The sequence below is a fragment of the Rhizobium indigoferae genome, from assembly GCF_034554815.1.
Taxonomy (GTDB): domain Bacteria; phylum Pseudomonadota; class Alphaproteobacteria; order Rhizobiales; family Rhizobiaceae; genus Rhizobium; species Rhizobium leguminosarum.
This window is the reverse complement of sequence record NZ_CP140635.1, coordinates 4,226,993-4,246,489: the sequence shown is the minus strand read 5'-3', so window position 1 is coordinate 4,246,489 and position 19,497 is coordinate 4,226,993. Positions and strand designations below refer to the sequence as shown.

Here is a 19,497-nt window from a genome sequence, read left to right as displayed (position 1 = left end):
AAAAATGGAAAAAGCAAGGCAGAGGCCGAGTATGACGGCGTCGACGATCGTGGTGCGTCCTGCGCCGGGGCGCAAGAGCCGGGCGATCGTCCGGCTCGGCGCCATCACCGCGCCCGCTGCGATCGGCCGCTCCGGCCGCACGGTGATGAAACGCGAGGGTGACGGCGCTACGCCAATCGCCTCGATGAGGCTGATATCAGGCTTCCGGCGCGGCGAGCGGAACGGCCGGCTCGTCACCCCGCTTTCCATCCGCCGCATCCGTCCTGACATGCTCTGGTGCGATCAGTCTGGCAATGCCAGCTACAACCGCCTCGTCAGGGCGCCGTTCCGGGCAAGTCATGAGGAGATGCGGCGCAGCGACAGGCTCTACGATATCTGCCTGGTAATGGACTGGAACATTTCCTCGCGTGCGCGCAATCGCGGCTCGGCGATCTTCTTCCATCTCATCCGGCCAGGCTACGAGCCGACGGCGGGCTGCGTGGCGGTAAGCCTGCGTGACATGCGCCGCCTGCTGCCCCACCTTCGAAAGGGAACGATTGTCCGCGTCGTCTGATTGTCTTCCGGATGCGGTCGCCTATATGCTTCCGGTGACCGAACGCTCCGGCTGAAATGCGTTCAGGGACGTCCGCAAGCGCGGGCGCAATTCATGCCTCGTCCAATTCTTCAAACTCCCGGAGATATATTGTGACCGCTCAACCTATCATCACTTTCCATGACGGACATTCCATTCCACAAGTCGGCCTCGGCGTCTGGCAGACGCCGCAGGATATTGCCGCTCCCACCGTGCGCACTGCGATCGCCGCCGGCTATCGTCACATCGATACGGCTTCCGGTTACGACAACGAAGAGGGCGTCGGCGAAGGCATCCGTTCTTCCGGCCTCGACCGCAAGGACATCTTCGTCACCACCAAGCTCAGGAATACCGATCAGGGCTATGACAATACGCTGCGCGCCTTCGACGGCAGCCTGAAGAAGCTCGGTTCCGAATATGTCGACCTCTATCTCATTCACTGGCCGTCGCCGCATCGCGGCCTTTATACCGAGACCTGGAAGGCTTTCGTGCGCATCCGGGAAGAGGGTCGCGCCCGCTCGATCGGCGTGTCGAATTTCTATCCTGAACATCTCGAGCGTATCATCGGCGAAACTGGCGTCGTTCCCGTCATCAACCAGATCGAGCTGCATCCCGATTTCCAGCAGAAGGCGGCGCAGGAGGCTCATCAGAAGCTTGGTATCGCCACCGAATCCTGGAGCCCGCTCGGCCAGGGCAAGTTCATCTCGAACGCTGATATAGGCGAGATCGCCAAAAAGCATCAGAAGACGCCGGCTCAGGTGATCATTCGCTGGCACATCGACACCGGCCTTGTCGTCATCCCGAAATCGGTGACGCCGTCGCGCATCGAGGAGAACTTCCAGGTGTTCGACTTCAAGCTCGATGCCGACGACATGGCCGCAATCGCCAAGCTCGACAGCGCCAGCGCCCGCATGGGACCGGATCCGATGACGGCCGCCTTCTGAGCACTATCGAGGGCATCAGCGGTCGCCCCGGAGGAGAGATCACCCGGGCGGCCGCGCTTGACGGAGGCATGCAGCCTTCAGTCAATAATTGCAATTGGACGATCCGTTGGTCGGCGCGAAGCCGTAACTGCAGCTATTGCCCAGGCTCTGCGGTCTTCCAATTGAGCCGGTATAATCGTCGAAGGCGCGTGAGGGATACCAATAACCATTGGCGCTCTTGATATAGCCGGGCCGGCCACTGCTGTAGCCGCGATATCCGTTAAGTGAAGGTATCTTCTTCTGCGCGACCTGCAGCAGTTGGTCCGAGGCGACCGTGACTGTCGGTATGGCTGGATGCATCGGCGCGGCGCCGACGGCGTCGATCGATGCCAGCGGTGCAAACATGATCAGGCTGGCTCGCAGTAAACTCACTACTAATTTCTGCCTCATGGCGCTTCCCCGATGGCGCGGTGTTCGCCGAAGCCTGAACGGTATCTGTCGCGTGTCGCGCCTGATTATCGATGAGGCCACAGGAATTTATCGATGTCGATTGCCCGAAAGGATGAAATTGGGAAGGCGGGCCATGCACAAACGGGCTCGCCCGCCACGCGCTTTAGCACAGCAATTCAGAGGGCTGCAGAGCTCTTGCGCGTGGGAGAAGGCGCGGAGCTGTGCGGATCGCAGCATGTGGGTGTCGAAGCGACAGACGCCATAAAATGCAAAGCCGCCCGATGCGTATCGGGCGGCTGTCAATCTCATCTGTTGGCCGGATCAGATCAGTTCCACTCGCGGATATCGACGAAGTGCCCGGCGATCGCGGCTGCGGCTGCCATTGCCGGCGAGACGAGGTGCGTGCGGCCCTTGAAGCCCTGACGACCTTCGAAGTTGCGGTTCGAGGTCGAAGCGCAGCGTTCGCCCGGCTTCAGGCGGTCGTCGTTCATGGCAAGACACATGGAGCATCCCGGCTCGCGCCAGTCGAAACCGGCGGCCTTGAAGATCTTGTCGAGGCCCTCGGCTTCGGCCTGTTCCTTGACGAGGCCGGAGCCCGGCACGATCATCGCGTCGACGGTTGGGGCAACCGTCTTGCCTTCGACGACCTTGGCGACTTCCCGCAGATCCTCGATGCGGCCGTTGGTGCAGGAGCCGATGAAGACGCGGTCGAGCGTGATGTCGGTCATCTTCGTGCCCGGCTTCAGGCCCATATAATCGAGCGCGCGCCACTTGGAGGTGCGCTTGGTTTCGTCCTGGATGTCGTCGGGGTTCGGAACGATGCCCTGGACGGAGATGACATCCTCGGGCGAAGAGCCCCAGGAAACGATCGGCGGCAGGCTGGCGGCATCGAGCACGACGACGCGGTCATAATGAGCGCCCTCGTCGGTCTGCAGCGTCTTCCAGTAGGCGATTGCCTGTTCCAGCGCCTCGCCCTTCGGTGCGCGCGGCTTGCCCTTGATGTATTCGAAGGTCTTTTCGTCCGGGGCGATCAGGCCGGCGCGGGCGCCGCCTTCGATCGTCATGTTGCAGATGGTCATGCGGCCTTCCATCGACAGCGCGCGGATCGCTTCGCCGGCAAATTCGATGACGTGGCCGGTGCCGCCGGCCGTGCCGATCTCGCCGATGATGGCAAGGATGATGTCCTTGGCGGTGACGTGCGGCGGAAGCACGCCGTCGACCCGCACGAGCATGTTCTTTGCCTTCTTCTGGATCAGCGTCTGGGTCGCCAGCACATGCTCGACCTCTGAGGTGCCGATGCCGTGCGCCAGGGCGCCGAAGGCGCCATGCGTCGAGGTATGGCTGTCGCCGCAGACGATGGTCATGCCGGGCAGGGTGAAGCCCTGTTCCGGGCCGACAATGTGGACGATGCCCTGGCGCTTATCGCTTGCCGAATAATATTCGACGCCGAATTCGGCGGCGTTGGTCGCCAGCGCTTCCACCTGGATGCGGCTTTCCTCGTTCTTGATGCCGAGATGGCGGTCGGGCGAGGTCGGGACGTTGTGGTCGACGACGGCGAGCGTCTTTTCCGGCGCGCGAACCTTGCGGCCGGTCATGCGCAGGCCTTCGAAAGCCTGCGGCGAGGTGACTTCGTGGACCAGATGGCGGTCGATGTAGAGAAGACAGGTGCCGTCTGCCTGTTCATCGACCAGATGATCGTCCCAGATCTTGTCGTAGAGGGTACGCGGTGCGCTCATGGCGTTAAGTCCGTTTTTCTAAAACTTTTGGAAAATCGAGAAATGGCAGATCAGGCTCCGCCGGCCGTCATTCGATCAACGAAGTCGGCTGTTGAGCGCACCGGACACGCACGCAAAAAACCGCGCCGGCAGGCGATAATGGTCCTGCAGCACGAAAATATGCGCACCAATGCATCTGAACTTGGATTCCATGGCCCTGCATATAGCGATTTTTCGCGGCGGCTTCAATTTGAATCATCAGGCGGCCCTCTGAGACCCCTCGGTGGTGCGGCCATTGGCGCAATCACCGCGACTTCATCCATTTCTCCGTCCGCCGCAGAGCCAGCGACAGGCCGATCGTCAGGATCAGATAGATATAGGTGACGATCGAATAGGTTTCGAAAAAGCGGAAGGAGCCGGCGGCATAGACCTTGCCCATCTGGGTGATGTCGGCGACGCCGAGCACGGAGACGAGCGAGCTGTCCTTCACCATCGAGACGAAATCGTTGGAGAGGGGTGGGAAGATCACCCGGATCGCCTGCGGGAAGACGACCGAGCGGAAGCGCCGGTAGCGCGAGAGGCCGAGGGCCTTGGCCGCCTCGATCTGGCCGAGATCGACCGACTGGAAACCGGCCCGGAAGATTTCGGCGATGAAGGAGGAATAGCCGACCGTCAGGGCGATGATCGCTCGCCACATCAGCGAGAGGTCGCGCACCAGAATGGGCTCGGTCACACCTGATGTCACCAGCGGCGAAATCAGGAAATTATAGGCTGCGACCAGGGCCGGCGCGCCGACGAAGGCGACGTAGAACAACAGTACGAGAATCGGGATGCCGCGGATGATCTCGATGTAGAATCGTGCAATCTGACGCAATACCTGGCTGTCGGCCATGCCGAGCAGGCAGATGCCGAGGCCGAGCACGGTTGCGAGCACGAAGGCGACCAGCGTGACGAAGACGGTGATGCCGACACCGTTGACGACGGTGCGGAAGACCTGGGCATAGATATCGTTGGTGACGATGACGGCGGCAAGGACGAGGCCGATCGCGACAAGCGCGACCAGCCACCAGGGATAGTCATCCTTGACGTATCTGTCGGGAGATGGTCGCAAGGCCATCAGCTGCAGCTCGGCGTCATTCGCCCATCTTGTAGTCGAGGAACCACTTCTTGTTCAGCGCATCCAGCGTACCGTCGGCCTTGAGTGCGGTGATGGCGGCATTGACCGGGGCGACAAGATCGGACCCTTTCGGGAAGATGAAGCCGAAATCCTCGGTGCCGAGCGGTTCGCCTATCAGCTTCAGGGCGCCGTTCGAGGCATCGACATAGCCCTTGCCGGCTGTGCCGTCGGTCAGCACAACGTCGACGTCGCCGGCCTTCAGGGCCTGGACGGTGGCGCCGAAGGTTTCGAAGAGTTTGATGCGCGGGTTCTGCTCGTTGCCATCAAGCACTTCGTAGACCGCGGTGTAGAAGGGCGTGGTGCCGGGCTGCGCGCCCACCAGACCGTCCTTGAATTCGCCGAAGGACTTGGCGTCAGTGAAGCGCTTCTCGTCGCCGCGCACCAGCATGAACTGCTGCGAGCGCATGTAGGGGTCGGAGAAATCCACCTTCTGTTTGCGGTCTTCCTTGATGGTGATGCCGGTCATGCCGATGTTGTACTGGCCATCGGAAACCGCCTGGATCATCGCGTCCCAGCTGGTGTTCTGGTATTCGACCTTGACGTTCAGCCGCTTGGCGATCTCGTTCATCGCATCATATTCCCAGCCGATCGCCTTGCCGGATTTCGGATCGACGAACTGCAGCGGCGGATAGGCATTCTCGGTGACGACGACGACGCTCTTGCCGCCAAGATCCGGCAGTTCGGCGGCCGATGCGGCCAGGGGCAGAAGAGCAAGGGCGGCGAAGCTCGCAAGAACGGTACGGCGAAACAACATTGAACGGTTCCCCTAAATTGAACGGCAAAAACTGTCACGGAAGATGGGCCCGAGGCAAGGCCGCCGGCTGCGTGCCGAAACAAAAATTAGAAAAGGCGACCCGAAGGCCGCCTTTCCAAGCAAAGAATTTTGCGTAGCGCAGAACTTATTCTGCTGCCGGTTCCGCTGCGGCGGCAGCGGCGGCTGCTTCAGCAGCGGCCTTGGCTTCCGCAGCTTCGGCTGCTGCCTTCTCGGCGGCGAGTGCCTGAGCTGCTGCGACCTTTTCAGCTTCGATGCGTGCCTTTTCCTCGGCAATAGCGGCGCGCTCGGCGTCGTTGAGCTTGCGGGCGCGGACGCCGGTGTCTTCAACGATACGGGCAGACTTGCCGCGACGGTCTCTGAGGTAATAGAGCTTGGCGCGACGGACCTTACCGCGGCGAACGACGTCGACGCTTTCGATCATCGGCGAGTAGACCGGGAATACGCGCTCGACGCCTTCGCCGTAGGAGATCTTGCGGACCGTGAAGTTTTCCTGCAGGCCGCCGCCGGAGCGGGCGATGCAGACGCCTTCATAGGCCTGAACGCGGGTACGGCTGCCTTCCGTGACCTTCACGTTGACACGGACGGTGTCGCCCGGGGAAAATTCGGGAAGCGTGCGCTTGGCTTCAATCTTGGCGGCCTGTTCGGCCTCAAGCTGCTGAATGATGTTCATCGTCTTAACCTTTGGTTCTTCTGAAACAGCCAGAGCGCTCAACACTGATCCTTCGGAACTGGCCTCAGGACTTTGCCCATCAAGGGCGGGAGCGGATTCGCCATTCTTTGTTTGCTGGCAGACGGGGATAAACCCCATTTCCGCGTGCGCCAATACACGAAAGGCCAGGGCTTGTCATCCCTTGGACGGCATTTTTGTGAAAAGGGCTGCGAAATCAGCCGTTTTTCTCACTTTACAGCGCCGCGCGTCTTTTTCTGACACGCAAAGGACGCTGTAACATTGAATCTACGCATCGTGCCTTCGGAAAATCGATCCCGATTTTCGAGCCGATAGGCTAGCCCTCTTCGAGCAGATCCGGCCGCCGCTCCCGGGTCAGCCGCACCGCTTCCTGATGCCGCCATTTCTCGATGGCGCCGTGGTTGCCCGAGGTGAGGATTGCGGGGATTTCCCGGCCTTCCCATTCCTGCGGCCGGGTATAATGCGGATGTTCCAGCAGTCCGCCTTCGAAGCTTTCGTGCAGGCCGGAAAGATCGTTGCCCATGACGCCAGGCAGGATGCGGACGATCGCATCGAGCACGATCAGCGCCGCCGGCTCGCCGCCTGACAGTACGTAGTCGCCGATCGAGACCTCTTCCAGTCCGCGTGCCTCGATCACCCGCTGGTCGACGCCCTCGAAGCGGCCGCAGACGATGATGACGCCGTCGCCCACCGCGAGCTCGCGCACACGCTCCTGCGTCAGCGGCCGGCCGCGCGGGCTCATCAGCAGCCGTGGGCGGGGATCGTTTTCTGAGGCGCTATCGATCGCGCGGGCGAGAACGTCTGGTTTCAGCACCATGCCGGCGCCGCCGCCTGCCGGGGTGTCGTCGACGGTGCGGTGTTTGTCGGTGGCAAAATCGCGGATCTGCACCGCCTCCAGCGACCATTGCCCCCGCTCCATCGCCTTGCCGGCGAGCGAGAAGCCCAGATGCCCCGGAAACATTTCCGGATAAAGTGTCAGCACGCTCGCCCGGAAAGCCATGGCGTCACTTCTTCTTTTTCGGCTTGTCCGGGGTGAATTTCGAAAGCTCTTCCGGATCGTCGACCAGACCCGCCGCCAGCGGATCGATCAGCAGCGTGCCGGCCTCAAGGTCGATCTCCAGCACCGAGGCTTCGGAGAAGGGGATCAGCACCGGGCGTTTGCCCGGACCTTTGAGTTCCAGCAGGTCGCCGGCGCCGAAATCGAAAACGCCGGTGACCGTGCCATAACTGACACCCTTGTCGTCCCGCGCCTCGAGCCCTTCGAGATCGGCATAGTAGAACTCGTCGTCCTCCAGCTCCTCGTCCGGCAGGTTGTCCCGCTCGATATAGAGTTCAAGCCCGTTCAGAGCCTCGGCGGCATTGCGGTCGTTGACGCCGCGGAAACGAACGACGACGACATTCTTCATCTCGCGGATCTCGAGGACTTCGAAGCTGCGGCCGTCCATGCTGTGGAGATGGCCGTAGTCGCCAAGCGCGCTGGGATCGGCCGTATAGGCCTTGGCGCGCACCTCGCCCCGGAGGCCTTGCGCGCCACCGATCGTCGCCATCAGAACGGGGTTTTCAAGCTTTGTCATGGGTTCCTTCATGTGAAGCCGAAAGACAGGTTTCTCATAAACGAAGTGCGGGCGATTGGAAACGAAAACGGGCGGCATGTCGCCATGCCGCCCGCTCGAAGGGAATGTCCCGATTATTCCGCGGCGTCGGCAGCAGCAGCGGCGGCGTCAGCGACCTTCTGAGCCTTTTCGGCGGCGCGCTCCTGGGCGCGCTTGCCAGGCTTTGCCTTGACCGGGTTGTTCTTGACTTCGCGCTTGGCAACGCCGGCCTCATCGAGGAAGCGCAGAACGCGGTCGGTCGGCTGAGCGCCGTTTTCGATCCAGTGCTTGATGCGCTCGGCGTTCAGCTGAACGCGCTTCTCATCGTCCTTGGCAAGCATCGGGTTCCAGGAACCGAGGTTTTCGAGGAAGCGGCCGTCACGCGGGCTGCGCGCATCGGCGAGAACGACGTGGTAGTACGGGCGCTTCTTGGAGCCACCGCGGGCGAGACGAATTTTCAGTGCCATGTTCTTTACTCCTTGGGCTTTTCTTGACCGCTTTCTTGAGCGGTACGGTTATCGGGCCGCGGCGCTTTGTTCAGCGTGATCCGCAGCGATCTGCTCATGATGCCGGATGACTTCCTTGATGACGAAGTTCAGAAACTTCTCAGCGAAATCCGGATCCAGATTGGCGGCTTTCGCCAGTTGGCGAAGGCGTTCGATCTGGTATTCCTCGCGCGCCGGGTCGGCCGGCGGCAGATTGTATTTGGCCTTCAGCACGCCGACCTCTTTGGTGCAGCGGAAGCGTTCGGCCAGCATGTGCACGAGAGCGGCATCGATATTGTCGATCGACTGACGATAGCTCGCGAGCTGGGCTTTGACGTTTGGATCATTCATGGGGCAAGCGATCCTTTCACTTCTTCTTCGGCAATCCGGGCAATCCCGGGAAACCACCGCCAAGGCCCGGCAGCTTGGCGCCGCCGAGGCCCGACAAACCACCCGGCAGACCGCCGAGACCGGGCATACCCCCACCCGGCTTTCCAAGCCCCGCCGCTTCGGCCTGCTTCTGCAGGGCCTCGAGCTGTCGGGGATCGATATTCGAGAGATCGGGCATGCCGCCACCCATACCGCCCATGCCGCCGCCAAGCCCCATCTTGCCGGCGAGGCCGCCCATCATCTGCTTCATCATGCCGCCTTTGCCCTTGCCGCCCATCATCTTCATCATGTCCGCCATCTGGCGGTGCATCTTCAGAAGCTTGTTGATGGCGGCGGCATCGGTACCGGAGCCGGCGGCGATGCGCTTCTTGCGCGAATGTTTGAGCAGGTCGGGATTGGCGCGCTCGGCCCTGGTCATCGACTGGATGATGGCGATCTGGCGGCCGAAAAGTCTGTCGTCGAGGCCGGCTGCGGCCATCTTGTCCTTCATGCCCGCCATGCCGGGCATCATGCCCATGATGCCGCCCATGCCGCCCATTTTCTGCATCTGGCGCAGCTGGTCGGCGAGGTCGTCGAGGTCGAACTTGCCCTTGGCCATCTTGGCGGCCATGGCGGCCGCCTTCTCGGCGTCGATGTTTTCAGCCGCGCGCTCGACGAGCGAAACGATGTCGCCCATGCCGAGGATGCGGTCGGCGATGCGGCGGGGATGGAACTCCTCCAGCTCGCTCATCTTCTCGCCGACGCCGATCAGCTTGATCGGCTTGCCGGTGACGGCGCGCATCGAAAGGGCGGCACCGCCGCGGCCATCGCCATCCATGCGGGTCAGCACCAGACCGGTGATGCCGACACGTTCGTCGAAACTGCGGGCGAGGTTGACGGCGTCCTGACCGGTGAGGCTGTCGGCGACCAGCAGGATTTCATGCGGGTTCGAGCGCTTCTTGATGTCGGCCATTTCGACCATCAAGGGCTCGTCGATATGCGTGCGGCCGGCGGTATCGAGGATGACGACGTCGTGGCCGCCGAGCTTAGCCGCCTGCACGGCGCGGGTGGCGATATCCGTCGGCGACTGGCCTGATATGATGGGCAGCGTGTCGATGTTGGCCTGCGCGCCGAGCTGGCGAAGCTGCTCCTGGGCTGCCGGACGGCGCGTGTCGAGCGATGCCATCAGCACCTTCTTCTTCTCGCGCGTCGACAGGCGATGGGCGATCTTCGCCGTCGTCGTCGTCTTGCCGGAGCCCTGCAGACCCACCATCATGACGACGACCGGGGCGGCCGCATGCAGGTCGATGCCGACGCCTTCGCCACCCAGCATCTCGATCAGTTCGTCATGCACGATCTTGACGACCATCTGGCCGGGCTTGATCGACTTCAGGATCTCGGCGCCGACGGCCTTTTCACGTACGCGGTCGGTGAAGGAACGCACGACGTCGAGCGCGACGTCGGCCTCCAGCAAGGCACGGCGAACCTCGCGCAGCGCTGCGGAAACATCGGCTTCCGAAAGCGCGCCACGGCCTGTCAGTCCATTCAGAATGGATCCAAGACGGTCCTGGAGGTTTTCAAACATCGGCTCTTCCTTGATACGTTTCGGGTGGGTTTTTACATGCCCGGAAACGTCGTGCTTTTCCTTGACGAAAACAAGACGCAAAGCCAAAAAGCACCCGAGGGCGCATCGCGCTGTCGGGTGTTGACCTCCGGGATCTCAGGTCCCGGTCGGCGGCTCGGAGTCGTGTGGCTCGTCGCGGATTGGGCGCGATAAACAGGAAAGTCGGGCGAAAGTCAAGGTGAATGCGGGCAAATGACCGCATGGCGACTTTTCAAAGCCCGCGTGACATGGGCGCGACCGGAATGTGCCGCTGGACACGCACGAAAGTACGTGTTCAAGCCGACCTCTGTATTGGCTTCCGCACTCCGCCTGATTTTTCCGATTTTTGCTGGCAAAAATTCCGATTGGCGACCCGAATTCGCTGGAGGGGCCAGTTGCAAATTATTCTGCTTATGATTCTACTTTCTACTTAAGTGCGTCCTGTAAAATGATTCGTGAATATCCTTGATGCCGAATGAATCGGCGGAGATATCGAATGATAAATCTTGATATTGAGAGTTGGGCGCTGGCGCGGGCCCATCATATTGTTCTGAACGAAGGCTTGAATCTTGCGAAGGCGGCACAGGATCTGGATCGCAAACGGTCCCGCTCGCTGGTCTACGAGCTGAGAAAGGTCATCACCGCAGCCATTGTGGAAGCCCATGCTGCGTCCTTCGATCCCGACGGTGCGCAGCGGTAAAAGCCGAACTGCTGCCTCGAAGGGGTCAGCAGGCCGCTACGCCTGTCCGGCACTCACCCACTGGTAATTCCTTCGCATTTCCGCCATATACACCGGAAAGACAGACGGAATGATACCATGAGCGCAACGGTCGAATTCGCAAGGATGAACGGGCTTGGCAACAAGATCCTGGTCGTTGACATGCGCGGCCGGCCGGACAAGGTGACGCCTGCGGCGGCGGTCGCGCTCAATGCCGATCCGCAGACTGAGTTCGATCAGATCATGGCGATCCATGATCCGAAGGCCGAAGGCACCGATGCCTTCATCGATATCCTGAATTCCGATGGCTCGAAGGCGCAGGCCTGCGGCAACGGCACACGCTGCGTCGTGCAGGCACTTGCCGCCGAGACCGGCAGGAAGGTCTTTACCTTCCAGACGGTCGCCGGCATCCTCAACGCCGTCGAGCACGAGGATGGGACGATTTCGGTCGATATGGGCCGGCCGGTCTTCGATTGGGACAGGATCCCGCTGGCGGAAGAATTCCACGACACCAGCCGCATCGAACTGCAGATCGGTCCGATCGACAAGCCGGTGCTGCATTCGCCGTCGGCGATGTCGATGGGCAATCCGCATGCGATCTTCTGGGTGGACAGGGACGTGATGTCCTATGATCTCGCCCGCTTCGGACCGCTGCTGGAAAACCATCCGATGTTTCCCGAGCGCGCCAATATCACGCTGGCGCAAGTGACGTCGCCGACATCAGTGACGACGCGCACCTGGGAGCGCGGCGCTGGACTGACGCTCGCCTGCGGCTCGGCTGCCTGTTCTGCTGCCGTCAGTGCTGCGCGCACCGGCCGTACCGGCCGCAAGGTGACGATCAATGTGGCCAGCGCCAAGCCGCCGGCCACACTTTCGATCGAATGGCGCGAGCGCGACGATCATGTGATCATGACCGGCCCGGCCGAATGGGAATGGTCGGGCAGGCTCGATCCTTCGACCGGTCTCTGGTCGCGCGAGGGTACCCGAGAGGCGGAGGCGCAGTGAGCGGCATCGAGGTCATTACCTTCGGCTGCCGCCTCAACACATATGAATCCGAAGTGATGAAGGCGCAGGCTGAAAAGGCCGGGCTCAACAATGCCGTCCTGGTCAATACCTGTGCCGTAACCGGCGAAGCGGTGCGTCAGGCCCGCCAGGCGATCCGCCGGGCACGGCGTGACAATCCGCATGCCCGCATCATCGTCACCGGCTGTGCCGCGCAGACGGAAAAGCAGACCTTCGCCGCGATGGCGGAGGTCGATGCCGTGCTCGGCAACGAGGAGAAGCTGACGAGCGCCTCCTATCGCGGCCTGCCGGACTTCGGCGTTTCGGCCGAAGAGAAACTTCGCGTCAACGACATCATGAGTGTCAAGGCGACGGCGCCGCAGATGGTCAGGCACATTGATGGCCATGTGCGCGCCTTCATCCAGGTGCAGAACGGCTGCGACCATCGTTGCACCTTCTGCATCATTCCCTATGGCCGCGGCAATTCCCGCTCTGTGCCGATGGGAGCTGTCGTCGACCAGGCCCGCAATCTCGTCGATGGCGGTTACCGCGAGATCGTGCTGACCGGCGTCGATGCCACCAGTTACGGCGGCGATCTGCCGGGCGCCCCGACGCTCGGGCTTTTGGCGAAGACCCTTCTGAAGCAGATCCCCGATATCCGCCGCCTGCGGCTTTCCTCCATCGACAGCATCGAAGCCGATGCCCACCTGATGGATCTCATCGCCGACGAGCCACGCTTCATGCCGCATCTGCATCTCTCGCTGCAGCACGGCGACGACATGATGCTGAAGCGCATGAAGCGCCGGCATTTGCGCGCCGATGCGCTGCGTTTCATCGAGGATGCGCGTCGCCTTCGCCCCGAGATGAGCTTCGGCGCCGATATGATCGCCGGCTTTCCCACAGAAACCGAAGAGATGTTCGAGAATGCCGTGCGGCTGGCCGAAGAGGCTGGTATCGCCCATCTGCATGTCTTCCCCTACAGTCCGCGTCCCGGCACGCCGGCAGCGCGCATGCCGCAACTCGACCGTTCGCTGGTCAAGGATCGCGCAGCAAGGCTGCGCGCCACTGGACATAGGCTGCATCAATCCCATCTCGATGGGATGATCGGAACCCGGCAATGGCTGCTTGTTGAAAACAACGGCTTGGCGCATACGGAGAACTTCACGCTGGTCGCCGCACCCGGCCTTCGTCCCGGCGAACTTGTGCCGGTCACGATCACCGGCCACAATGGCAAGCATCTCGACATGCAATTGACGGCCGCAGCCGCGGCCTGACTTTCACGGAATCCCCATGGCGCTCAGTTTCATCAAAAAGGTCTTCACCTTCGGCAAGCCGGCTGAAGAACCTGTGCCTGCGGCCGTGGAAAAGGAGTTGGAGCCGCGTTCGCGCGTCGAAGATCTGCCGGTTGCTGACGATCCAGTGCTGGCCGAGGAAATGGATACTGCCGGCGGGCCCGCTTCAGATATTGACGAGGGCGGGGTCGAGGCGCCGGTTGCTGAAGATGATGTCGAATCCGCAATCCTGCCCGCCGCCGACCAATTGAGCGACATGGGTGTCGTGCCGCTTTCATTGCTGGAAGCCGAGGCAGCAGCGGAGGCGGAGACTGAAATCCAGGCGGTCGCCGAAACCGTTGCGGAAATACCCCCTTCTGCCCCTCTGGGACATCTCCCCCACCAGCCGGGAGATCATGTGGAGACCGGAGCGCTAGAACAGCCGGCTGACCTCGAAGAGATCGTCGAAAAGCTTCCGGAAGAGATTCCAACTGAACCGGAAGAGATTCCGACTGAGGATGATGCAGGACTGGATTCGCCCTCCCAGCCAATCTCCCCACCTCTGGGGGAGATGCCCGGCAGGGCAGAGGGGGGTAGCCCCCCGGCAGAACCGGAGCTTGGTTCTCCCATCCTCCCCAAAGGCTTCGCCACCGGCCCGAAGGTCGTCGAGCCGGAGCCGGTTATCTTGCAGCCGAAACTCAGCTGGTTCCAGCGCCTGCGCAACGGTCTCGCGCGCACCTCCTCGCAGCTGACCGGCCAGATCACCGCGCTCTTTACCAAGCGCAAACTCGACGACGAGACGCTGCAGGATCTCGAAGATCTGCTGATCCAGGCCGATCTCGGCGTCGAGACCGCGCTGCGCGTCACCGATACGCTGGCGTCCGAGCGCTATGGCAAGGATGTAACCGGCGAGGATGTCAGCCGGATCATGGCGTCCGAAATCGCCAAGGTCCTGAAGCCGGTCGCCAAGCCGCTGCAGCTCGATCTCTCGCACAAGCCACATGTCATCCTCGTCGTCGGCGTCAACGGCACCGGCAAGACGACGACGATCGGCAAGCTGGCCGCCAAACTTTCCGGCGCCGGACTGAAGGTGATGCTGGCGGCCGGCGATACGTTCCGCGCGGCAGCGATCGAGCAGCTGAAGATCTGGGCTGAGCGGACGAACTCGGAATTCGTCGGCACCAAGCTCGGCGCCGATGCTGCCGGCCTTGCCTATGATGCCTTCGAACAGGCGAAGGCGAAAAAATGCGACGTGCTGATCGTCGATACCGCCGGCCGCCTGCAGAACAAGGCCGAGCTGATGGCCGAGCTCGAGAAAATCGTGCGCGTGCTCGGCAAGCTCGATCCCGATGCGCCGCACACCGTGCTGCAGACGCTCGACGCGACGACGGGACAGAATGCGCTGAGCCAGGTCGAGATCTTCCGCAATGTCGCCGGCGTCAACGGGCTGATCATGACCAAGCTCGACGGCACGGCACGCGGCGGCATCCTCGTCGCCATCTCCGCCAAGCACAAGCTGCCGGTCTACTTCATCGGTATCGGCGAGGGCGTCGACGATCTGGAGCCGTTCGAGGCCGAGGATTTCGCCCATGCCATTGCCGGACTTCCGCAATGATGCCACAGATATGCCGCCGAGAGCCTGCAAGGCACGGCCGGCAACCAGGTTTTCAGGAATAGCAGGTTTGAAGAGCGCATGACCACCGAAAGCGATATCACCCCGACCCCGGCCGACCGGCATCATCCAATGCTGAAACTGGCGCTGGAACTTGGGCCGCTGATGATCTTCTTCTTTGCCAATCTGCGTGGCCAGTGGCTGGTGGAGACGTTTCCCGCTCTTTCCGAATTGGGCGGGCCGCTGTTCGTCGCGACCGGACTCTTCATGGCGGCGACGATCATCTCGCTGATCGTGTCGAAGATCGTGCTCGGCCATCTGCCGATCATGCCCTTTGTATCCGGCATCGTCGTGCTTATCTTCGGCTCGCTGTCGATCTGGCTGCAGAACGAGACCTTCATCAAGATGAAGCCGACCATCGTCAATGCACTCTTCGGGGTGACGCTTCTCGGCGGACTGGCCTTCGGCAGGTCGCTGCTCGGCTATGTCTTTAATGCGGCCTTTCAGCTCGATGCCGAGGGCTGGCGCAAGCTCACCATCCGCTGGGGCATCTTCTTTCTCTTCCTCGCGGTGCTGAACGAAGTCGTCTGGCGCAATTTTTCCGACGGTACCTGGGTCGCCTTCAAGGTCTGGGGCACGATGCCCATCACCATCATCTTCACGCTGGCGCAGATGCCGCTGGTATTGAAGCACAGCATCAATCTGGAAACGGACGGCGAGAAGTGAGCGCTGCAGAGGCCGAATACCGGGTAAGACACCAAACCTTTTGGTTCGCCGCCTGCCTTGCGGTTCTGATCATTCAGATTGCCGCCGAATATATGATGGGCCGCGTGCCGATCTGCGCCTGCGGTTATGTCAAGCTGTGGGAGGGCGGGGTCAATACCAGCGGCAATTCGCAGCATCTTTCGGATTGGTATACGCCGTCGCACATCATCCACGGCTTCCTGTTCTACGGGCTCGCTCATCTTATCCTGCGCGGCAAGCCGTTGGCGGCAAGGCTGCTGCTGGCGCTCGTCATCGAATCCGGCTGGGAGCTGCTCGAGAATTCACCTCTCATCATCGACCGCTACCGCACGGCGACGATCGCGCTCGATTATTACGGCGACAGCATCCTGAATTCGGCGATGGACACCGTCTTCATGTGCATCGGCTTCTTCTTCGCGCGGCGCGCGCCGGTGGCACTGACGGTGGCGATCGCCATCTTCTTCGAGATTTTCACCGGCTATATGATCCGCGACAACCTGACGCTCAACGTTGTCATGCTGATCTGGCCGGTGGAGGCGATCAAGGTCTGGCAGAGCGGGCTTTAGCGCTTCTTTGTCCCGATAAACCCTCCCCGACCCCTCTCACAAGGGGAGGGGCTTAGATGCCGCTCCGACGCTTTTCATTTCATCGTTTCATGAGGCTGATATTTGCTCGATGCGGGCCACGAGTTAGTCCATCCCCCTTGTGGGGAGGGGTTGGGGAGGGGTCTTTGTGGAGTAATCGCTACGAAACCGGCTTGCCGAGCGCCTTTTCCATCGCTGGAAACAGCCCTTCCTTCAGGCTGATATCGTCGAAGGGGCCGACGCGCTTGTAGAGGATCGTGCCGTCTGGCCCGACCAGATAGCTTTCCGGAATGCCGTAGACGCCCCAGTCGATTGCCGCCTTGCCGTTCGGATCGATGCCGATCGCCTGATAGGGGTTGCCGAGTTCGCCGAGGAAACGCAGGGCGTTGTCGTTCTGGTCCTTGTAATTGATGGCGACGATGTTCAGCCGTCGGTCTTTCGCCAATTCCTTCAGCACCGGATGTTCGTCCCGGCAGGGGAGGCACCATGAGGCGAAGACGTTGACGAGGGTCAGCTTGCCCTTGATTGCCGCATCGGTCAGCGCCGGCAGGTTGGCGCCGTCGAGCGGCGGCAGGTTCAGCGTCGGCGCCTTGGTGCCGATCAGGGCGGAGGGAATTTCGGCAATGTTCTTGCCATGGAAATCCTGGTCGTAGAGCATCTTTGCGGCCGTGGCCGCAATGCCGCCGAAGACGATCAGCGGCAGAAGCGCCAAGGTGTAGCGACCCAGCGCGCGCGGTTTGTCGGTCGTCTTTTCCGGTGTGTCGTTCATTCGCCGTCCCTTGCGCGCGCCGAGCGGCGGCGGATGCCCGCAGCCTCGAGTGCAGCAAGTTCCCGGCGACGGGCGCGGCCGTCGGCCCAGGTCCAGACGGTGACGGCGATCGTCACCAGGGCCGCGAAGCCATAGGAGGCGTAGACGTAAAAGGCATGCGTCACGGCTATTCCTCCCGGCTCGCCATGCGGGCGGCAAGACGGCGCTGGGCGGCAATGCGGCGGCGCCAGATCTCGTTCCTCATCGCCATGATGTGCAGCGTGAAGAAAAGCAGGGTGAAGGCGATCGCCATGATGAACAGCGGGCGCAGGAATTCCGGATCGATCGCCGGGCCGTCGAGGCGCAGCACGCTTGCCGACTGGTGCAGCGTGTTCCACCACTCGACCGAGAATTTGATGATCGGGATGTTGACGAAGCCGACGAGAATGAGCACGGCGCTGACGCGCGCGGCCTTCGACGGATCATCGATGGCGCGGCTGAGCGCAATCAGGCCGAGATACATCAGGAAGAGGATGAAGACGGAGGTCAGTCGTGCATCCCAGACCCACCAGGTGCCCCACATCGGCTTGCCCCAGAGCGAGCCGGTGACGAGCGCGAGCAGGGTGAAGGCGGCGCCGAGCGGGGCTGCGGCCTTGGCGGAGACATCGGCCAGCGGATGGCGCCAGACCAGCGTGCCGATCGCCGAGACGGTCATGATCGTATAGCACATCATCGAAAGCCAGGCGGAGGGGACGTGGATATACATGATGCGCACGGTCTCGCCCTGCTGATAGTCGCCTTCGGTGGCGAAGCTCAGATAGAGACCGACGGTAAAACAGAGGGCGGTGATGCCGGCCAGCCACGGAATGGCGCGCGCCGCCAGCGCCAGAAATCGCGTCGGGTTGGCGAGATCGCTGAATTTGCTGATGGCAAGGCTCGTTTCGCTCATGTCGCTTCCATACCTTGATCCGGTTTTTCCTGCAATCGAATGACCAATCAATCCGCCGTGTTTCGCAGCGCAAGGGCGGCTGCTGCCGGGCCGATGACCGCGAAGAAGAGTGTCAGAGCGATGAGGATCAGAAAGGGCGGCAGGAACGGGGCCGGATCCTCGACCGCGGCATAGGTGGCGCTGACGCCGAAGATCAGCACCGGGATGGTCAGAGGCAGCACGAGGATCGAGACCAGCAGACCGCCGCGAGGCAGTGCCACAGCAACGGCGGCGCCGACAGCGCCGATGAAGGTGATAGCGGGCGAGCCGACGAGCAGCGTCAACATGGTCGCGCCGATCGCCGTCTCGTCCATGTTCATGAAGAGGCCGAGCAGCGGCGAGGCGATGACCAGCGGCAGGCTGGTGGCCGTCCAATGGGCGAAGCATTTGACCAGCACCGTCAGGACGAGCGGCGTTTCCTGCATCAGCATCAAGTCGAGCGATCCGTCGTCGCGCTCGGCCTGGAACAGGCGGTCGAGGCCGAGAAGGGCGGCAAGCAGGGCTCCGATCCAGACGATGGCGGGGCCGATGCGCGAAAGCAGCTTGAGATCGGGACCGACGCCGAAGGGGATGACGGCGACGATGGTCAGGAAGAACAGTACGCCGATCAGCGCGCCGCCGCCGGCGCGAATCGAGAGTTTGAGGTCGCGGAAAAAGAGGGCGGTCATGCGCGGCGGCTCTTTGCGTCAGCGGTGGACGGGGTAGCCACATCGAGAAACATCAACCCCATACCCCATGATCCACGCCGGCAAAGCCCGTCATCTTCAATTCCTGTGTATTCTGCAGCCCCAGGGGCTGATGGGTTGCCGCCAGCACGATGCCGCCCTTTGCCAGATGGGCCGAGATCAAATCGGCAAGCAGCCGGTCGGCGCTGGCATCGAGTGCGGCTGTGGGTTCATCGAGGATCCAGATGGGGCGGTAAGCGACGAGTAGTTTGGCGAAGGCGAATCGGCGCTGCTGGCCGGCGGAGAGATAAGCGAAGGGAAGGTGAGTGATTCCCGAAAGACCGACCGCCTCGGCGGCGTCCTCGACGGCGAGGCCGGCGTCGCCGCCTGTACTGCCGAGAAAGGTACGCCAGAAATCGAGGTTTTCTGCAACCGTAAGTTCATTCTTCATCGCATTTCTATGGCCGAGGTAGTGGCTGACCTCGCCGGGATGCCTGCCTTCCCGGCCCTCTTCGTCGCGGAAGATGACAGTGCCTTTTTCCGGCCTCAGCAGTCCGGCGGCCACACGCAACAAAGTGGACTTTCCCGATCCATTTCTACCCGTGAGAACAAGCGCCTCGCCGGCCGCCAAGTGAAAGGAAATGTTAACGAAAATGAGATCCTCACCGCGCCTTGCAGCCAGATTTTCGGCGGTGAGATGCATGCGTCGGCTCTTTCTTGGTTTCGGCTTCCGGCGGGGTCAAAAAATGTCCGATTTTGACTGTCCTCGGGTATGGCAAGTTTTTAGGAAATTATCTATAAGACCTGCAACCACGCC

23 protein-coding genes are annotated in these 19,497 nt (G+C 61.8%); 8 read left to right on the top strand and 15 right to left on the bottom strand.

What is annotated here, in order from left to right:
- Nucleotides 1-31 precede the first annotated feature (31 nt).
- Together U5G49_RS20955 and U5G49_RS20950 are read left to right on the top strand one after the other, a co-directional pair.
- A complete protein-coding gene (locus tag U5G49_RS20955; RefSeq protein ID WP_193444589.1) occupies nucleotides 32-553 on the top strand; it encodes a L,D-transpeptidase family protein in 522 nt (173 codons plus the stop codon).
- A gap of 131 nt (nucleotides 554-684) precedes the next feature.
- Nucleotides 685-1,515: an aldo/keto reductase gene (locus tag U5G49_RS20950; protein WP_047620269.1), complete on the top strand. Its 831-nt coding sequence runs from the start codon at nucleotides 685-687 to the stop codon at nucleotides 1,513-1,515.
- A gap of 81 nt (nucleotides 1,516-1,596) precedes the next feature.
- Here the strand turns inward: U5G49_RS20950 and U5G49_RS20945 are convergent, their stop codons facing one another.
- The 10 genes from U5G49_RS20945 to ffh all read right to left on the bottom strand — a co-directional run bounded on the left by U5G49_RS20945 (nucleotide 1,597) and on the right by ffh (nucleotide 10,330).
- On the bottom strand, nucleotides 1,597-1,944 hold the full coding sequence (locus tag U5G49_RS20945; protein ID WP_026230958.1) for a hypothetical protein: 348 nt from the start codon (nucleotides 1,942-1,944) through the stop codon (nucleotides 1,597-1,599).
- A gap of 326 nt (nucleotides 1,945-2,270) precedes the next feature.
- Nucleotides 2,271-3,680, bottom strand: coding sequence for a 3-isopropylmalate dehydratase large subunit (gene leuC, locus U5G49_RS20940; RefSeq protein WP_018243987.1), 1,410 nt, complete (start codon nucleotides 3,678-3,680; stop codon nucleotides 2,271-2,273).
- A 283-nt stretch (nucleotides 3,681-3,963) separates the two neighbouring features.
- Nucleotides 3,964-4,776 carry an amino acid ABC transporter permease gene (locus U5G49_RS20935; RefSeq protein ID WP_018243986.1) on the bottom strand — a complete coding sequence of 271 codons (813 nt, stop codon included), beginning with the start codon at nucleotides 4,774-4,776 and terminating at the stop codon, nucleotides 3,964-3,966.
- A 16-nt stretch (nucleotides 4,777-4,792) separates the two neighbouring features.
- On the bottom strand, nucleotides 4,793-5,590 hold the full coding sequence (locus U5G49_RS20930) for a transporter substrate-binding domain-containing protein (protein ID WP_018243985.1): 798 nt from the start codon (nucleotides 5,588-5,590) through the stop codon (nucleotides 4,793-4,795).
- A gap of 145 nt (nucleotides 5,591-5,735) precedes the next feature.
- Nucleotides 5,736-6,281 carry a 50S ribosomal protein L19 gene (gene rplS, locus U5G49_RS20925; protein WP_018243984.1) on the bottom strand — a complete coding sequence of 182 codons (546 nt, stop codon included), beginning with the start codon at nucleotides 6,279-6,281 and terminating at the stop codon, nucleotides 5,736-5,738.
- A gap of 334 nt (nucleotides 6,282-6,615) precedes the next feature.
- Nucleotides 6,616-7,299, bottom strand: coding sequence for a tRNA (guanosine(37)-N1)-methyltransferase TrmD (gene trmD, locus U5G49_RS20920; RefSeq protein ID WP_193444590.1), 684 nt, complete (start codon nucleotides 7,297-7,299; stop codon nucleotides 6,616-6,618).
- Nucleotides 7,300-7,303: 4 nt separating this feature from the next.
- Nucleotides 7,304-7,873, bottom strand: a complete 570-nt coding sequence (gene rimM, locus U5G49_RS20915) for a ribosome maturation factor RimM (RefSeq protein ID WP_026188551.1) — start codon at nucleotides 7,871-7,873, stop codon at nucleotides 7,304-7,306.
- Nucleotides 7,874-7,986: 113 nt separating this feature from the next.
- Nucleotides 7,987-8,358: a 30S ribosomal protein S16 gene (gene rpsP, locus U5G49_RS20910; RefSeq protein WP_018243981.1), complete on the bottom strand. Its 372-nt coding sequence runs from the start codon at nucleotides 8,356-8,358 to the stop codon at nucleotides 7,987-7,989.
- 48 nt (nucleotides 8,359-8,406) lie between these two features.
- Nucleotides 8,407-8,727 (bottom strand): chorismate mutase, encoded by a 321-nt coding sequence (locus tag U5G49_RS20905; protein WP_018243980.1) that lies wholly within the window; start codon nucleotides 8,725-8,727, stop codon nucleotides 8,407-8,409.
- Between the two features lie 16 nt (nucleotides 8,728-8,743).
- A complete protein-coding gene (ffh, locus tag U5G49_RS20900) occupies nucleotides 8,744-10,330 on the bottom strand; it encodes a signal recognition particle protein (protein ID WP_130718209.1) in 1,587 nt (528 codons plus the stop codon).
- Nucleotides 10,331-10,823: 493 nt separating this feature from the next.
- On the opposite strand from ffh, the gene U5G49_RS20895 reads away from it, so the two are divergent.
- From U5G49_RS20895 to U5G49_RS20870, 6 genes are all read left to right on the top strand, one after another.
- A complete protein-coding gene (locus U5G49_RS20895) occupies nucleotides 10,824-11,048 on the top strand; it encodes a hypothetical protein (RefSeq protein ID WP_018243978.1) in 225 nt (74 codons plus the stop codon).
- 117 nt (nucleotides 11,049-11,165) lie between these two features.
- The gene (gene dapF / locus U5G49_RS20890) at nucleotides 11,166-12,071 is read left to right on the top strand and encodes a diaminopimelate epimerase (protein WP_130653248.1); all 906 of its coding nucleotides are present in this window, start codon (nucleotides 11,166-11,168) and stop codon (nucleotides 12,069-12,071) included.
- Complete coding sequence (mtaB, locus tag U5G49_RS20885; protein ID WP_193444591.1) at nucleotides 12,068-13,342, top strand: tRNA (N(6)-L-threonylcarbamoyladenosine(37)-C(2))-methylthiotransferase MtaB; 1,275 nt, start codon at nucleotides 12,068-12,070, stop codon at nucleotides 13,340-13,342. The genes dapF and mtaB overlap by 4 nt, the downstream gene beginning before the upstream one ends.
- A 16-nt stretch (nucleotides 13,343-13,358) precedes the next feature.
- Nucleotides 13,359-14,954 (top strand): signal recognition particle-docking protein FtsY, encoded by a 1,596-nt coding sequence (gene ftsY / locus U5G49_RS20880; RefSeq protein ID WP_193444592.1) that lies wholly within the window; start codon nucleotides 13,359-13,361, stop codon nucleotides 14,952-14,954.
- A gap of 78 nt (nucleotides 14,955-15,032) precedes the next feature.
- Complete coding sequence (locus U5G49_RS20875) at nucleotides 15,033-15,677, top strand: septation protein A (RefSeq protein ID WP_193444593.1); 645 nt, start codon at nucleotides 15,033-15,035, stop codon at nucleotides 15,675-15,677.
- The gene (locus tag U5G49_RS20870) at nucleotides 15,674-16,261 is read left to right on the top strand and encodes a DUF2585 domain-containing protein (protein ID WP_018243973.1); all 588 of its coding nucleotides are present in this window, start codon (nucleotides 15,674-15,676) and stop codon (nucleotides 16,259-16,261) included. The genes U5G49_RS20875 and U5G49_RS20870 overlap by 4 nt, the downstream gene beginning before the upstream one ends.
- 178 nt (nucleotides 16,262-16,439) lie before the next feature.
- Here the strand turns inward: U5G49_RS20870 and U5G49_RS20865 are convergent, their stop codons facing one another.
- From U5G49_RS20865 to ccmA, 5 genes are read right to left on the bottom strand one after another with little or no spacing between them, the layout of a single operon-like run.
- The gene (locus U5G49_RS20865; RefSeq protein ID WP_193444594.1) at nucleotides 16,440-17,048 is read right to left on the bottom strand and encodes a DsbE family thiol:disulfide interchange protein; all 609 of its coding nucleotides are present in this window, start codon (nucleotides 17,046-17,048) and stop codon (nucleotides 16,440-16,442) included.
- Nucleotides 17,045-17,212 carry a heme exporter protein CcmD gene (ccmD, locus tag U5G49_RS20860; RefSeq protein ID WP_047620282.1) on the bottom strand — a complete coding sequence of 56 codons (168 nt, stop codon included), beginning with the start codon at nucleotides 17,210-17,212 and terminating at the stop codon, nucleotides 17,045-17,047. Before ccmD ends, U5G49_RS20865 begins: the two co-directional genes overlap by 4 nt.
- A gap of 2 nt (nucleotides 17,213-17,214) precedes the next feature.
- On the bottom strand, nucleotides 17,215-17,976 hold the full coding sequence (locus U5G49_RS20855) for a heme ABC transporter permease (RefSeq protein WP_193444595.1): 762 nt from the start codon (nucleotides 17,974-17,976) through the stop codon (nucleotides 17,215-17,217).
- Nucleotides 17,977-18,023: 47 nt separating this feature from the next.
- Nucleotides 18,024-18,683 carry a heme exporter protein CcmB gene (ccmB, locus tag U5G49_RS20850; RefSeq protein WP_018243969.1) on the bottom strand — a complete coding sequence of 220 codons (660 nt, stop codon included), beginning with the start codon at nucleotides 18,681-18,683 and terminating at the stop codon, nucleotides 18,024-18,026.
- Between the two features lie 52 nt (nucleotides 18,684-18,735).
- Nucleotides 18,736-19,383, bottom strand: coding sequence for a heme ABC exporter ATP-binding protein CcmA (ccmA, locus tag U5G49_RS20845; protein WP_028733558.1), 648 nt, complete (start codon nucleotides 19,381-19,383; stop codon nucleotides 18,736-18,738).
- Nucleotides 19,384-19,497: the final 114 nt, after the last annotated feature.